The 15,007-nt window shown below is 70.9% G+C and carries 14 protein-coding genes; 7 read left to right on the top strand and 7 right to left on the bottom strand.

The window, feature by feature from the left end; genetic code table 11:
* The 4 genes from BM43_RS14020 to BM43_RS14005 all read left to right on the top strand — a co-directional run bounded on the left by BM43_RS14020 (position 1) and on the right by BM43_RS14005 (position 4,078).
* Complete coding sequence (locus tag BM43_RS14020; protein WP_025100235.1) at positions 1-702, top strand: phosphorylase; 702 nt, start codon at positions 1-3, stop codon at positions 700-702.
* Between the two features lie 254 nt (positions 703-956).
* Entirely contained in the window at positions 957-1,994 is a 1,038-nt protein-coding gene (locus BM43_RS14015) for a C45 family autoproteolytic acyltransferase/hydrolase (protein WP_036055183.1), read from the top strand.
* A gap of 87 nt (positions 1,995-2,081) precedes the next feature.
* Positions 2,082-3,422 carry an aspartate aminotransferase family protein gene (locus BM43_RS14010; RefSeq protein WP_036055184.1) on the top strand — a complete coding sequence of 447 codons (1,341 nt, stop codon included), beginning with the start codon at positions 2,082-2,084 and terminating at the stop codon, positions 3,420-3,422.
* Between the two features lie 101 nt (positions 3,423-3,523).
* Positions 3,524-4,078, top strand: a complete 555-nt coding sequence (locus BM43_RS14005; protein ID WP_036055186.1) for a carboxymuconolactone decarboxylase family protein — start codon at positions 3,524-3,526, stop codon at positions 4,076-4,078.
* Positions 4,079-4,243: 165 nt separating this feature from the next.
* On the opposite strand, the gene BM43_RS14000 is transcribed toward BM43_RS14005, so the two are convergent.
* Complete coding sequence (locus BM43_RS14000; protein ID WP_013691722.1) at positions 4,244-5,179, bottom strand: MlaA family lipoprotein; 936 nt, start codon at positions 5,177-5,179, stop codon at positions 4,244-4,246.
* On the bottom strand, positions 5,172-7,802 hold the full coding sequence (hpnN, locus tag BM43_RS13995) for a hopanoid transporter HpnN (protein WP_036055188.1): 2,631 nt from the start codon (positions 7,800-7,802) through the stop codon (positions 5,172-5,174). Before hpnN ends, BM43_RS14000 begins: the two co-directional genes overlap by 8 nt.
* Positions 7,803-8,097: 295 nt before the next feature.
* Here hpnN and BM43_RS13990 point away from each other — a divergent pair, with 295 nt between their 5' ends.
* A complete protein-coding gene (locus BM43_RS13990) occupies positions 8,098-8,694 on the top strand; it encodes an MlaC/ttg2D family ABC transporter substrate-binding protein (RefSeq protein WP_013691720.1) in 597 nt (198 codons plus the stop codon).
* A gap of 278 nt (positions 8,695-8,972) precedes the next feature.
* The gene (locus BM43_RS13985) at positions 8,973-9,479 is read left to right on the top strand and encodes a cupin domain-containing protein (RefSeq protein WP_036055189.1); all 507 of its coding nucleotides are present in this window, start codon (positions 8,973-8,975) and stop codon (positions 9,477-9,479) included.
* 66 nt (positions 9,480-9,545) lie between these two features.
* Here the strand turns inward: BM43_RS13985 and BM43_RS13980 are convergent, their stop codons facing one another.
* A complete protein-coding gene (locus BM43_RS13980) occupies positions 9,546-10,193 on the bottom strand; it encodes a response regulator (protein ID WP_025100493.1) in 648 nt (215 codons plus the stop codon).
* A 6-nt stretch (positions 10,194-10,199) separates the two neighbouring features.
* The gene (locus tag BM43_RS13975) at positions 10,200-11,594 is read right to left on the bottom strand and encodes a cache domain-containing protein (protein ID WP_036055191.1); all 1,395 of its coding nucleotides are present in this window, start codon (positions 11,592-11,594) and stop codon (positions 10,200-10,202) included.
* 242 nt (positions 11,595-11,836) lie between these two features.
* Here BM43_RS13975 and BM43_RS13970 point away from each other — a divergent pair, with 242 nt between their 5' ends.
* Positions 11,837-12,526 carry a response regulator transcription factor gene (locus BM43_RS13970; RefSeq protein ID WP_013691716.1) on the top strand — a complete coding sequence of 230 codons (690 nt, stop codon included), beginning with the start codon at positions 11,837-11,839 and terminating at the stop codon, positions 12,524-12,526.
* A gap of 162 nt (positions 12,527-12,688) precedes the next feature.
* Here BM43_RS13970 and BM43_RS13965 read toward each other — a convergent pair whose 3' ends face one another.
* From BM43_RS13965 to BM43_RS13955, 3 genes are read right to left on the bottom strand one after another with little or no spacing between them, the layout of a single operon-like run.
* Positions 12,689-13,735 carry a glycosyltransferase family 2 protein gene (locus BM43_RS13965; protein ID WP_036057058.1) on the bottom strand — a complete coding sequence of 349 codons (1,047 nt, stop codon included), beginning with the start codon at positions 13,733-13,735 and terminating at the stop codon, positions 12,689-12,691.
* A 37-nt stretch (positions 13,736-13,772) separates the two neighbouring features.
* On the bottom strand, positions 13,773-14,789 hold the full coding sequence (locus BM43_RS13960; protein ID WP_036055193.1) for a glycosyltransferase family 2 protein: 1,017 nt from the start codon (positions 14,787-14,789) through the stop codon (positions 13,773-13,775).
* Positions 14,786-15,001 (bottom strand): hypothetical protein, encoded by a 216-nt coding sequence (locus BM43_RS13955; RefSeq protein WP_036028486.1) that lies wholly within the window; start codon positions 14,999-15,001, stop codon positions 14,786-14,788. Before BM43_RS13955 ends, BM43_RS13960 begins: the two co-directional genes overlap by 4 nt.
* Positions 15,002-15,007 lie beyond the last annotated feature (6 nt).

The raw sequence follows: 15,007 nt of genomic DNA, 5'->3' as shown, positions 1-15,007 counted from the left end.
ATGGCGACCCAGACCACCCTGGCGCCGGTAATCGCCGTCACCGGCATGGCCTTCGAGGCGAGGATCGCGCGTGGCGAGGGCGTCGAGACCGTCTACGCGGCGCGCGCCGACCGGCTCGAGCGCGCCTTGTCGGAAGCGGTCGAGGGCGGCTGCTCGGGCATCATCAGCTTCGGTACGGCGGGCGGCCTCGCGCCCGATCTGGCGCCGGGCGCGCTTGTCATCGCCGAGGCGATCGACGGCCCGTTCGGCGAGGTGCTCACCGATGCCGGCTGGAACCGCCGGCTGGTGGCCGCGTTGCGCGGCACGCCGGTGGTGCCGAACCTGCGGCTCGGGCGGATCGCGGCGGTCGGCGCGCCGGTCGTCGACGCGCAGCAGAAGGCCGCGCTGCACGCGCGCCACGGCGCGCTCGCCGTCGACATGGAATCGCATATCGCCGGCGCCTTCGCGGCGGCGCGCGGCGTGCCCTTCGCGGTGTGCCGGGCGATCGTCGATCCGTCCTGGCGCACCCTGCCGAGCGCGGCCACCGCCGGCCTGCGCGACGACGGTACCACCACCATCCTGCCGATCCTGCGCGAACTCGCGAAACAACCCTCGCAACTGGGCGCGCTGCTGAAGCTGGCCGGCGACGCGCGCGCGGCCAAGACCACGCTGATCCAGGCGCGTCACGCCTTCGAGCGCGAAGGCGCCTGGCGAGGCGTCTGAGTCGAGCCACGGCGATTCCTGCCGATAACGCCCTCGCTTAGCGAGGGCGTTTTTCCTCCCGCGTTCGTTTCCCTCTTCCGTATCGACACAGCCCGAGTGCCGGCGCCACGGCCGTGTTGTCGTCTCGTTCGTCGTGACAACATTTGTTGTTGATGCGTATAATTTCGGCCCATGTGTTGTCGATCTGTTGCATTGGCCCGCCCTCGCCGTCGATCGACATCCACCCCCGAATTTCCAGCTACCGAAGCGCATCGATGAAAGCACTCCACCCCGTCGTGATCGCCGGCACGCCGCGCGAGATCGGCCGCCGGCTCGGCGAACTCGCGCGCCCGCTGATGGCCGCGTACCGCGCGCAAAGCCGCGCCTGGCGAGCGCTCGAGGCGCACCTTGGCGAACCGTTGCTGCCGGTCTGGCGGCGCGAGGCCGAGGCCATGTTTCCCGATTGCGTCGCCGAGCTCGACGGCCTCGCCGAAGGGCTCGGCCTGCCGGCCGAGCTGGTGTTCGCCTGGAATTGCCGCGGCGAACTGCTCAATCGCTCCGGCGACGGCTGCACCACCGTCGCGGCGCGCGACGCGAGCGGCTGCCGCATCGCCCACAACGAGGACGGCGATCCGTTCCTGCTCGATCGCTGCTGGCTTGTCGAGGTTCGCCCGACGCGCGGCCCCGGCTTCCTCAGCTTCTACTATCCCGGTTCGCTCCCCGGCCACACCTTCGCGCTGAACCGCGCCGGCCTGGTACAGACCATCAACAACGTGCGGATCACCGCGCCGGCGGCCGGCGTGCCGCGCATGGTGCTGGCGCGGGCGGTGCTCGACACCACCTCGCTCGATGCCGCGCTCGCGCTGCTGCGCGACACGCCGCTTGCGAGTGGTTTCCATCACATGCTCGGCTGCGCCGGCGATACCCGCATTGTCAGCGTCGAGGCCAGCGCGGCCCGTACCTCGGTGACGAGCGTCGAGGCGCGCTACGGCCATGCCAACCACCTCGTGCATCCCGGCCCAAATGCCGATGCCGACGCGCAGATCGTCACCGCTTCGTCGCGCGATCGGCAGGCGCGGCTCGACGCGTTGCTGCCCGCGCTCGCCGCGACGGACCTCGACGCGCTGGCCGGCGTGCTCGCCGATCGCGGTGGCGCGGGCCTGCCGATCTTCCGTGACGATCCGGCCGATCCCGACGACGAAAACACGCTCGCGACAGCCCTCTTCGAGATCGACCGGCACGGCGTCGATTTCTCGGTGAGACGCGATGGCGTGACGGGTTTCGCGCTGCGCGTGACGCGCGAGGCCGCCTGACCCGAACCGCAGCCGGCAACCGCGTCGTGCGGCGCCGATGGCATTTACGAACCCGTCTTCCAGCAGCCAGCAGGAGCAAACACGATCATGACCAAGGTATTTCATCGCGCCCCGCGCGCGACCCTTCCCGTCGCGGTGGCCGGCGACGGCATCGAGCTCATCGACTCGACGGGCAAGCGCTACATCGATGCCTGCGGCGGCGCGGCCGTTTCCTGCCTCGGCCATAGCAACACGCGCGTGATCGAGGCGATCAAGCGGCAAGCCGAGCGCCTGCCTTACGCGCATAGCTCGTTCTTCACCACCGAGCCCGTCGAGGAACTGGCCGATCGCCTGATCGAGGCGGCACCGGCCGGGCTCGGCCACGTGTATTTCACGTCGGGCGGCTCGGAATCGATCGAGGCGGCGCTGAAGCTGGCACGCCAGTATTTCGTCGAGATCGGCCAGCCGGCACGCCGCCACTTCATCGCGCGGCGCCAGAGCTATCACGGCAATACGCTCGGCGCGCTGGCGATCGGCGGCAACCCGTGGCGCCGCGAGCCCTTCCTGCCGCTGCTGATCGACGCGCATCACGTGAGCCCCTGCTACGCCTATCGCGAGCAGCGCGCCGACGAAAGCGAGGAAGCCTTCGCCCAGCGGCTCGCCGACGAACTCGAGAATCGGATCCTGGAACTGGGTCCGGAGACGGTCGCGGCCTTCGTCGCGGAGACCGTGGTGGGCGCGACGGCCGGCGCGGTGCCGCCGGTGCGCGCATATTTTCGCAAGGTCCGCGCCGTCTGCGATAAATACGGTGTCCTGCTGATCCTCGACGAGATCATGTCGGGCATGGGCCGCACCGGCCATCTGTTCGCCTGCGAGGAGGACGGCATCGCGCCCGACATCCTGACCATCGCCAAGGGGCTCGGCGCCGGTTATCAGCCGATCGGCGCGACGCTCGCCAGCGACCGGATCTATGACGCGATCGTGGGCGGCACCGGGTTCTTCCAGCACGGGCACACCTATATCGGCCATGCCACCGCCTGCGCGGCCGCGCTCGAGGTGCAGCGCGTGATCGCCGAGGAAGGCCTGCTCGACAACGTGCGCGAGCGCGGCGAACAGTTGCGCGCGCAACTTCGTGAGCGTTTCGCCGATCACGAAGCCGTCGGCGACGTGCGCGGGCGCGGCCTGTTCGTCGGCGTCGAATTCGTCGCCGATCGCGGCACCAGGCAGCCCTTCGATCCTTCCCTGCGCCTGCATGCGGCCCTGCGGCGCGAGGCGATGGCGCGCGGGTTGATGGTCTACCCGATGGGCGGCACGGTCGACGGCCGGCAGGGCGACCACGTGCTGCTGGCACCGCCTTTCATCTGCTCGGCCGAGCAAATCGATATCATCGTCGAGCGGCTGGCGCAGTCGCTCGACGCGGCGCTGGCATCGAGCGGCGCCGCGCGCTGAAGCGCCCCGGCCCTTCGAGGGCCGCCGGCAGGCGCCACGATCGACATCGATCGCTGCCTGCCCGCCGCGCCCCGCCTTCCACTCCAGTCCGGACTTCCGACATGACGAACCGCCTTCCCCCGTTCGATACCGCGAGCGCCTCCGACGAACAGCGCGCCGTGCTCGACGAAATCCTGGCCGGCCCGCGCGGCAACCTCAACGGACCCTTCCTCGGCTGGATCCACAGCCCGGTGCTGGCCCAGCATGCGCAGCGGCTCGGCGCGTTCTGCCGCTACCAAACGGGCTTGCCGCTGCGCCTGTCCGAGCTGGCGATCCTGGCCACCGCCGCGCGCTGGCGCTCGCAGGCCGAATGGCACATCCATCTGCCGATCGCCCTGGACGCCGGCGTGCCGGCGGCGGTGGCCGAAGCGATCCGGCGCGGCGAGACGCCCGTCTTCGACGACGCCGACGATGCGCTGGTCCACCGTTTCGCGACCGAGCTCTACGACACGCAGCGCGTGAGCGACGCGACCTACGACGCGGCGCTCGCGCGCTTCGGCCATGAGGTGGTAATCAACCTGGTGGGCTTGCTCGGCTATTACGCGCTGGTGGCGATGACGCTGAACGTGTTCGGGATGCGCGCGAACGGCCAGCAGACATTGCCGTTCGCGGAGTGAGGCGGAAAAACAGGGGAGATGAGACTGGCGCGCGTTCGGGTCGAAGGCGTTCGCCTGCCCGGGATGGCGACGCTCGGTTGAGCGTCGCCGTGACCGCGTCGTGGCGCGGTCACGGCGGCCGGCTCGATGCAGCCGGCCTGCTGCACGCTACTCAGTACGGCACGCTCAACGAGCAGCCGGCGCGCTGGCCGGCGCCACGGCCGGCACGGCCGGTGCCAGCGGCGAGGACGGCACCGCGGTAGCGGCCGCGCCCGAGGCCGCCGCCGCGCCCGATGCACCGGCGGCCGGTGCCGCCGTGTTCGCGCCCGGATCCTCGTAGTTCGGCAGGCCCGAGGGTTCGCCGCTCGCGCCGCCGCCGCTCGAGCCCGGATCATCATAGTTCGGCAGCCCGCTTGGCAGCGTGCCCTGCGAGGCCGCGCCCGCGCCGCCGTGATAGGTGGCCGAGCGGCGCTGCTGCGTGTAGGCGTCGCGCACGAACGAATACTTGTCGAGCGCGGCCTGCTGCAGCAGGTCCGAGGCGCCGAGCAGGTCGGCGCGCGCGCTGATGAACTGCGCGATGTACATCGGGTTGCGCACCGCCGGCTCGATGTAGTTGAGCAGGTTGAAGCGCACGTCCACCGCGCGGCCCACGCCGTCGCGGAACGAGCTGGGCCCGAACACCGGCAGCACCAGGTAGGGGCCCGCGGGCACGCCCCAGCGCGCCAGCGTCAGGCCGAAGTCCTGGTGATGCTTGGGCAGGCCGGCCACCGTGGCCACGTCGAACAGGCCCGCCACGCCGAACACCGAATTGATCACCACCCGCATCACGTCCTCGGTGGCGTCGGTTACGCGCAGTTGCAGCAGGTTGTTCGCGGCATTGCCGAGATCGCCGAGGTTCGAGAAGAAGCTGCTGATCGCGGTGCGCAGCGGGCTCGGCGTGATCTTCTGGTAGCCGCGCGCGATCGGCACGGCGATATGCGTGTCGACCGTGTCGTTGAAGGTGAAGATGGCACGGTTCATCGGCTCGAGCGGGTCGCCCGGGGTCCGGTTGGGGCCGGTCGCGCAGCCGCTCAGCAGCGCGCCGGCCAGCGTGGCCGCGGCAGTGATTCGGAGTTTATTCATCGATTTCGGGGGATTGGGGGGCGCGTGGCACGCGCGGTTTGCCCATCAGCACGGGCTGGAACACCACGGCGCCGATCAGCGTACAGGACAGCGCGAGCGCGAGCAGCTTGCCCATGCTCGCCGTCCCCGGATGATGCGATAACCACAGGCTACCGAAGGCGGTGGCCGTGGTCGCGGCGCTGAACAGCACCGCGTGCGTGAGGCTCGAATGCAGCAGGCCGGTCTGGCCCGCGCGCCATGCCATCACGAAGTACACCTTGAAGGCCACGCCGACGCCCAGCATCAGCGGCAGCGCGATGATGTTGGCGAAGTTCAGCGACATGCCCAGCAGCACGCATAGCTCCAGCGTGACCACGCCCGATACCAGCAGCGGCACCAGCGTGCGCAGCACGTCGCCGAAGCGGCGCAGGGTGATCCACAGCAGGACCGTGATCGACAGGATCGACAGGCCCGCGGCCTGCAGGAAGGCCTTGATGATGGTGTCGGCCGAATGCAGGATCGAGATCGGGCCGCCGATGGTGGCCGGCTCGGCCTGCTTCACGGCCTGCGCGAAGTGGCGCAGCATCACGTCGTCGCCGGGATCGACGCCGGGCGGCACCTTCGGCGAGATCTGCACCAGCGCGCGGCCGTCGGGCGCGACCCAGTCGTTGACCATCTGCGGCGGCAGGTTGGCGCGCGTGATCTCGTATGGCTGCAGCAGCGAGGCGAGCTGGCCGAGCGCGATCTTCAGGGTGCTGGAGAAGGCGAGTTCGGCGCGATCGCGCGCGGCCGGATCGGCGGCCGCCAGCTTGGCGAGCGATTCCGACAGGTGCTTGGCCTCGGCCGCGCCCGGGCCCGGATGATCCTCCACCGCGTAGCCGAGCAGGGCCGAGGCGCGCTTGAGCGCGGCCACACGCTGCGCGTCGCTGGCGGGCGGCGCGGGCTGCTGGGTCAGCGCCGGCAGCAGGGAATCGGCGGCGGTCTTGATGATGGCGAGCTTCTCGGGCTGCTCGGCGGGCAGGAAGGACGACAGCGTGGTGGTGCGGCCCACCTCGGGCAGCTTGGCCAGGCGCGCCGCGGCGGCGTCGGCCGCGGCCAGCGTGGGCGCCAGCATGTGCACGTCGTTGACCGAGGCTTCCGGCGAATCCTTCAGCGCGATCAGGGTGGCCATCGACTCGCTGTGCGGATCCTTCAGGTGCAGCGGGTTGAAGTCGAAGTGCAGGCGCGTGAGCAGCGGCAGGGCGCCGATCACCACCACCAGGGTGCCGATCAGGATCGGCTTGCGGTGGCGGTCGAGGTAGTCGTCGACCGGCGCGAGGCGCGGGAAGCCCGGCGCCTTCGCCTCGCCGGGCGGGTGCATCAGCTTGAGCAGGGCCGGCAGCAGCGTCATGGTGGTGAACAGCGCGACGAACATGCCGACGCCGGCGATCAGGCCCAGCTCCGAGACGCCGCGATAGGCGGTCGGCAGGAACGAGAAGAAGCTCGCGGCCACCGCGGCGGTGGCCAGCGAGAGCGGCACGCCCATCGAATGCGCGGCGCCCAGCAGCGCGTGCTCGAGGTTCGGGTCGCGATGGCGTTCCTCGCGGTACTTCACGCCGTACTGGATCGCGAAATCGACGCCGAGCCCGACGAACAGCACCATGAAGGCCACCGAGATCATGTTCAGCGAGCCGACCATCGCCAGGCCCAGCGCGGCCGTCACCACCAGGCCCACCACCAGCGTGATCAGCACCGCGCCGATCATGCGCTTGGAGCGCAGCGCCAGCCACAGGATGATCAGCACCACGATCAGCGTACCGATGCCGTTGAGCGCCGCGCCGTCCTGCACCGAGGCGAATTCCTCGTCGGCCAGCGGTTGCTCGCCGGTGAGCCGGACCACCGCGCCGAAGCGCTTGTCGAGCTGCAGCGAGGCGGCCGTCTCGCGGATCGTGCGCTCGGTCTGCTCGCCGGCCTTCAGCGCGCCGTAGTTGACCATCGGCTCGACCGTCACGAACGCGAAGGCGGGCTGCTTGGCGGCATCGCTGTCGACCAGCGCGCGCCACGAGAAGGCGGCCGGCCGGCCGGCCAGCACGTCGTCCACCGAGGCGGCGGCGCGGCCGAGCAGGGTCTTCATGCCGGGCAGGGTGACCTGGCCGGTCAGGAGCGGCTGGCCGAGCGTGGTGGACAGCGTGGTGGCCAGGCCGGTGACGCTCGGGTCCTTGGCCAGCGTGTTGACCAGCGGGCGCGCGTCGGCGAGCTTGGAGGTGGTCTTGGCGAGCTCGGCGGGCGACAGGAACAGCAGCGCGTCGCGCTCGAACAGCGGGCCGCCGGCCGGCAGCGAGACCTGGCCGATGCGGCCGGCCTGGGTGTCCTTGTCGAGCGCGGCGGCCAGCGCGTCGGCGGCCGCCGACGCGAATTCCGGCGCGGGCGCCTCGACCACGGCCAACAGCGTCTGGCTGCGCTGCGGGAAGGCGTCGTCGACGGCCTTTCCAAGTGCCGCCCATTGCGGTTCGTTGTCGATCAGCTTGCTGACATCGGTATTGATCTTGAAATGCTGGACGGTATAGACACCGGCGAAGGCGGCGATCAGGAGCGACAGCACGACGACCAGGATCGGGCGCCGTACCGACCAGGCAACGAGTCGGACGAGTAGGGTTGTCAGCATTGGGCGGGCTGGCGGGGGCGGGCCTCGGGCAAAAGTGACCAAGTATACCGGCGCGGCGGTTTCGGAGGCGGCTAGGTCCGCGCCCCGTTTTCGACGGCCGGCGTGGTAGAAACGGTGCCGGACCAGATCGCGCCCGGCCGGAACAGGATGTCATCGGGTGGTGACAAACGTAAGCGTGGCGTAACGAAGCTTTCCGGCGCGGCCCCCGGGGGCGCCGCGCGCGGGATCGGCCGCTATACTGTTTCGATCCGGAGCCATTGGCGCCGGCTTCTTTTTTTCGAGAGCAAGAGAACGCATGAAACGTCATCTGATTGCATTCGTCGCGGCGGCGGCCGTCTCCGTCACGGCTTTCGCGCAAAGCGCGCCTGTCGACGTGGTCCGCTCCGCGGTCGAGGGGACCGTCAACGCCATGAAGGCCGATCCCGCCGCGCGCGGCGGCGACATGGCCAAGATCACGCAGGTCGTCGAGACGCGTTTCCTGCCGGTGGCGAACTTCGAGCGCACCACCCGGATCGCCGTCGGCAGCGCCTGGAGCCAGGCGAGCCCGGCGCAGCAGCAGGAGCTCTACAAGCAATTTCGGCTCCTGATGACGCGCACCTACGCGGCCTCGCTGGCCCAGCTCGGCAGCCAGGACGCGAAGTTCACCTTCAAGGCCGGCGGCGGCAACGCCACCGACGCGCTGGTCCAGTCCACCGTGAGCACGCCGGGCGATACGCAGAACGTCGGCTACCGGCTCGGCAAGGAAGGCAACGACTGGAAGATCTACGACATCGACATGTCCGGGGCCTGGCTGATCCAGGTCTACCAGGGGCAGTTCAAGTCGCAACTGGCCGCGGGCGGGATCGACGGCCTGATCAGCTTCCTGCAGAAGCATAACGCGCGCGTCAACTAAGCCGGCACGCGTTCGCGCGGCCGCCTTCGCCGGTTATGGCGGGGCGGCCGCGCCTGTCTCCTTCCTCATGCTTGTATCCACAACGATGTGCCGTATCGTTGCGCGGATCGTGGCAAAACCGTGGCGAGACGCCTCTCGCTTCCTCCCATTTCGACAGCTTCGCGACCCGAGGTCCGGGAATGCGCATTGCTGCGCCTCGCCCCCGTCGGCGCTCGTGCACGGATCGGCCGCGTTGCGCTACGCTTGCGGGCACATCCTTTCTCCCAGGTGCCGATCCGATGACGCAAGCCCCTTCCCGAGCCGCCGCCGAGCTGATCGAACGCTTCGCCCTCCAGCCGCATCCCGAGGGCGGCTATTTCCGCGAAACCTACCGCGCGCCGCTCGAGGTGGCGCGTTCGAGCGACGGCGCGGCGCGCAGCGCCTCGACCGCGATCTACTACCTGCTCTGTGACGGCGCGTACTCGACCTGGCATCGGATCCGCTCCGACGAGGTCTGGCATTTCTATGCCGGCGAGCCGCTCGAGGTGCATGTGCTCGACGAGCAGCAGGGCCATCTGGTCCATCGGCTCGGCAATCCGCTCACCCATCCCGGCACCGTGAGCCAGGCCGTGGTGCCGGCCGGGCGCTGGTTCGGCGCGGTCTGCGCGGAGCCGGGCGGGCTCGCCTTCGTGGGTTGCACGGTGGCGCCGGGTTTCGAGTTCAGCGAATTCGAACTGGGCGACGCCCAGGCGCTGGCGCGCGAATTTCCGCAACACGCCGCGGCGATCGCGCGACTGGCGCGCTGAAGGCCGCGCGAGCGGCCGCATGAGGGAAGTGCCGGGCGCACGCCAGGCTGGGCGCCCTCGGCGTGCTCAGCGCCGCCGATGCTCGACCGCGAACTTGATCAGCTCGGCCTGCCCCTCGATGCCGAGCTTGCGCTTGAGATTGAGCCGGTGCGTCTCGACCGTGCGCACCGACAAGCCGTTCTGCAGGGCGATCTGCTTGCTCGACAGGCCCTCGGCCAGCGCGTCGAGGATGTCGAGCTCGCGCGGCGTGAGGCGCTCGACCGGCCCGGCGCCCGCGCTGGCCTGGATCATGCGCGCGGCCAGCCCCTCGCTGAAGAAGGTCTGCCCGGCCAGCACCGCGCCGATACCGCGCACGATGTCGCTGGCCGGCGAATCCTTGAGCAGGTAGCCGCTCGCGCCGGCGCGCACCGCCTGCGTCACGTACTCGACGTTGTCGTGCATCGACAGCATCACCACCCGGATCGCCGGGAACCGCTCGTGGAAGATGCCGGCCAGCGCGATGCCGTTCATGCCCTGCATGGTGACGTCCATCAGCGCGAGATCGGGCTCGAGGTACTCGGCCAGCGCCAGCGCGTCCTCGGCCTTGCCGGCCTCGCCGACCACCACGAAGCCGGGCACGGCCTCCAGGCGCATCTTGAGGCCGTCGCGGACCAGCGGATGATCGTCGACCAGCAGCAGCCGGGCGGCGGGCGAGGGGGAATCGGGAGCGGTCATGGTGGGTCAGTTTCCGGTGTGGCGCTGCGCGGGCAGCGGCACGCGCGCGGCGATCACGGTGTGGCCGAGCTGCGAGCGGATCGTCAGGGTGCCGCCGAGCGCGTCGATGCGCTCGCGCATGTTGCGCAGCCCCACGCCGCCGTGCGGGTCGGCCTGGGTGCGCTCGACGTCGAAGCCGCGGCCGTTGTCGGCCACGCTCAGCGAGACGGCGTGCGAAGTCACTTCGAGCGAGAGCGAGCCGCGCGTGGCCTGCGCGTGGCGGATCAGGTTGGTCAGCGCTTCCTGGGCGATCCGGAACAGCGCGGTGTTGACCGCGGCCGGCAGCGGCGGCGCGCCCGAATGGGCGATCTGCGTGTAGCCGACCTCGAAGCCGGTCTCGCTGCGCAGCTCGCGGATCAGCTGGTCGAGCGCGGCGGCCAGGCCCAGGTCGTCGAGCATGGCCGGGCGCAGCGCGTGCGAGATGCGGCGCACCTCGCGCAGCACGTCGCCGAGCCGGGCCGCGCTCTTGGCCAGCGCGCCCTCGGCCGCCGCGTCGCGCGCGGGGCCTTGCGCCAGCCGCTCGTGCACCGATTCGAGCATCAGCTTGACCGACACCATCATCTGGCTGATGCCGTCGTGCAGCTCGCGCGAGAGCCGCGCGCGCTCGTCCTCCTGCGATTCCACCACGCGCTGCGCGAGCGCCTTGAGCTTGGCGTCGGCCACCCGCGATTCGCTGACGTTGAGCACCAGCGCGCACAGCGCGATCACCGCCGCGCCGCCCAGCGCGATCGCGGCCAGCCCCTTCATGGTGCCGTCGATCTCGGCCGAGGCGCGCGCATCGGTGCTCGCCAGCGCGCGGTCGACGTCGTCGAGATAGATGCCGGTGCCGAGCATCCAGCCCCAGTGCTCGAGCGCGACCACGTAGCCGAGCTTGGCCTCGACGCGGCCGGTGGAGGGCCGCTGCCACTGGTAGCGCACGTAGCCGTTGCCGGTGGTGGCGGCCTTGATCAGTTCCTGGATGGTGGCCGCGCCCTGCGCGTCGCGCATCGACCAGAAGTTGCGGCCGACGCGCTCGGGCTCGCGCGGGTGCATCAGCGAATTGCCCTGCAGGTCGTAGACGAAGAAATAGCCGTCGGGGCCGAAGTCCATCTTGCGCAGGATCTCGAGCGCCTGGGCGCGCCGCGCCTCGTCGCCGGCCGCGCCGTCGCGCGAGGCCGCGTAGAGCGGGCCGATCGCGCTGGTGGCCAGTTCGACGTAATGGCGCAGCTCGACCTCCTTGCTGCCCAGGTAGGCGGATTCGATGGTCTCGTGCTGGGCGCGCGCCAGCGAGGTGGCCTGCTGGCGCACGCCGAAGCCGATGCCGGCGATCGCGACCAGGAATGGCACGATCGCGAGCAGGAATATCTTCGCCTTGAGTTTCATGGTCGATCGACGGGGAGGGCGCGCCTTATCGGCAAGGGGCCGGGCGCACCGGCGCTATTGTCCGCGATTTCGGTGCCGCGCGACGCATGCGGCAGTGCAGCGCGAGCGGTTCGGGCGCCGCTTCCCGGGCGCCGCGGCGGCGCGGCTTGGCAGGCCCGGCGCGGGCTTCGATGCGAGAAGCCGATTTCCCAATCGCGCGAGGGGTGAGTAAGATGGGCCATTTTCTGGATGGAGTACCCGCAATGCTGACCGCCGTGCTGGAAGACGATGCCGACCAACGCGACCTGATCATGTTGTGGCTCGAACATGGCGGGCATCGCGTGCAGGGTTTCGAGACGGGCGCCGAGTTCACCGCGGCGCTGAGCAAGGAACGGTTCCAGTTGTTCGTGATCGACTGGATGCTGCCCGACGCGACGGGCGAGGAGATGATCAAGGCGGTGCGCGACACGCTCGGCTGGAACGTGCCGGTGATCGTGCTGACCGCGCGCGACGACGAGCAGACGGTGCTGACCGCGCTGCGCGCCGGCGCCGACGACTACCTCGTCAAGCCCGCGCGGGCCGCCGAGATGCTGGCGCGGATCGCGGCCGTGGCGCGGCGCTACGGGGTTGGCGGCAAGGCGCCGCTGACGCTGGGCGCCTACGAGATCGACATCCAGCGGGTGCGGATCGCCGTCAACGGCGCGCCGGTCGACCTGACGCAGAAGGAGTTCGACCTGGCGGTCTACATGTTCCAGAGCCCGGGCCAGTTGCTGTCGCGCGATCATCTGCTCAATCGCGTGTGGGGCGTGCATGCCGATGTCGATACGCGCACCGTCGACACCCACGTCAGCCGGCTGCGCAAGAAGCTGCACCTGGACGGCTCGAACGGCTGGAAGGTGATTCCGATCTACGGCTACGGGTATCGCTGCGTGCGGCTCGATACGCCCGAGTAAGGCAGCGGCCCGGTGGCACGCCGGCGAGCGACGCGCCCGATCAGGCAGGCGCGCGTAAGACTGTGAACGCGGCGGCGCATTCGATGCCGCCCGGCTCTTCGATTTCCTGATTTCCCGTCGATATCGGCCGTCTGGTGCGGCCCAGGCGGCCCAGGCCGAGGCTCAGCGCCACGGCCCCGGCGGCGAGGCGCGGCCGCCGTCGGTGGCGCGCCAGGCATCCTCGACCTGGGCGCGCCGCGTCAGCGCATCGCGATGCCCGGCGTCGGCGGCCGGCAGCGCGCCGCCGCAGCGATAGCCCCAGCCCGCCAGCGTGAGCCAGGCCGATTCCACGCGGCTGGCGATCCAGGCCCCGGTCGATCCCTGGTGCTTGTGGTGATAGAGCAGGCGGCTGCGCATCTGCCAGCGCGCGTGGCGCGCCTCGGCCGCCGCGTCGCCGCGCGCCGCGCCGGGACGGCCGGCGCGCAGGGCGCGCACGTCGGGCCAGTACATCACCGAAAAACCTTCCATCGCCACCCGCCGGCACAGGTCGATGTCCTCGCAGTACATGAAGAAGCGTGGGTCGAAGCCGCCCAGGAAGCGGAACAGGTCGTGGCGCATGATCGCGAACGCATCCGAGACCCAGTCGACGCGCCGCGCCGGCTCGCGCGGCTGCAGGTCGGGGTCGAGCGGCACGCGCCTGGCCGCCGCGCCGGGCCATACTGGGCCGCGCCAGGCGAAGGCGTCGCCCAGCGCGGACGGGAAGCGGTGCGAGGCCGGCACGTCCTGGCCCTCGGCGTCCACCAGACGGCCGCCGGCGATGCCCACGCCGGGATTGACCAGCATGCGCGCGGCGGCGCGCGCGATCATCGCGGGCTGGGCGTGGGTATCGGGATGCGCCAGCAGCAGCAGGGCGCCGAGCGCTTCGCGCGCGGCGAGATTGCAGGCGGCCGCGTAGCCGATGTTGACGGGCGAGCGGATCAAGAGCGCCCAGGGATGCCGGCTCTCGACCAGCTCGGCGGTACCGTCGCTCGAGGCGTTGTCGACCACGATCACCTGCCAGTCGCGATAGCGCGCGGCCATCGCCAGCATCGCGAGCTGGGCGTCGATGTGCTCGGCCGAATCGTGCGCGACGATCAGGATCGACAACGCCCGTCGGGCCAGCACATGTTCGTGCGGGGACGGGCGCGGCTCGGGCGAGGCGATCGGCTCGGCGTCGTGCAGGCCGATCATGGTGGGCTCCGGCGACGCTGCGCGGCCGGAATCGTTATCATGGCGCGCCCCCGGATAGCTGGCGGGGCGCTCGCCGCGGACGAGCGGCGGCATGACGGCGGCGGTAGGCGAGTTGGCCATAGAGAATCGGCAATTGTTGCAGGTGCGCGTGCAGCGCATAAAGCGTCGCGAGGCGCCAGTCGCCGGCGCTGGGCCGGGCGCGCAGGGTGGTGTGCAGCAGCGCCGCGCCGAACAGCGCGAGCAGGCTCCAGGCGATGCCGGGCGCGGTGGCGAGCATCGCCGCGAACACCAGGGCGGCCACGCCGAGCGCCGCGCCCCAGGCGCGGTTGCGCTGCGGCGCGTAGCCGTGAGGGAAGGCGGCGCGGCCGGCACAGCGCGCGTCGGCGGCGGCATAGGCCTCGCCGATGCGCACCGCGCGGCGCCAGTAATCCCGGAAACGGGCCAGCACGTCGTCGTGGCGCGTCATCGGGATCGCCAGCTCGACGATGCGCCAGCGGCGCGCCGCCAGGCGGCGGCACAGGTCGGCGGCCTCGCCGTCGGCCAGGTTGGCGTCGAAGCCGCCCACGTCGAGCAGCGCCTCGCGGCTGAACAGGGCGTCGCCCACGCAGTCGAGCGCGTCGCCGAACGGCATTACGCCATCCAGGTCGACCACCGCGGCGTAATGCGACTGATGCGGCAGCGCCTCGCGGCACTGGCCGCGCACTGCCGCGCATTGCGCGTCCAGGCGCGCCAGCGCGGCTTGCGGGAAGTGCCGGTCGAGCAGGGTGTCGGCGCCCAGGAACAGCACCGTGTCGGCATGCGTGGCGTGCCAGCCGGCGTTGCGGATCGCCGCGCGCGTGGTGGGCTGGCCGATGCCGCGCGTGTCGGCCGCGATCACCCGCGCGCCGTCGAGGGCGGCCAGCCGGGCATCGTCGCCCAGCGGTTCGTCGGTCGCGTACAGCACCTCGACCGGCAGCTCGCCCCAATCGGCGCCGCGCACGCTGCGCAGGCAGCGCGACAGCGAACCGTCACGGTCGCGCCCGCTCACCACCACGGCGACCTGGTGCGCGTTCAAAACTCTTCCTCCAGCGGCGCGCGCAACGCGCTGCCGACCCAGCAGGGCCCGAAGGCGCGGCGCAGCGGCGCGGCGGCCAGGCGCGCGCGGCGCCAGGCGCGCGCGGTCTGCTGGCGACGTCGCGCGCGCCCCGGCTGCAGACGAACGTCGGCCTGCTTGCCGCCCGATTGGCGGCTGCAACGTTGTTGTGCGTCCAAAGAGATTGCGATCATCGCGTG

The sequence above is a fragment of the Burkholderia gladioli genome, from assembly GCF_000959725.1.
Lineage (GTDB): Bacteria > Pseudomonadota > Gammaproteobacteria > Burkholderiales > Burkholderiaceae > Burkholderia > Burkholderia gladioli.
Note: the sequence above shows the minus strand (reverse complement) of the source record. Positions and strands in the feature narration are given on the sequence as shown.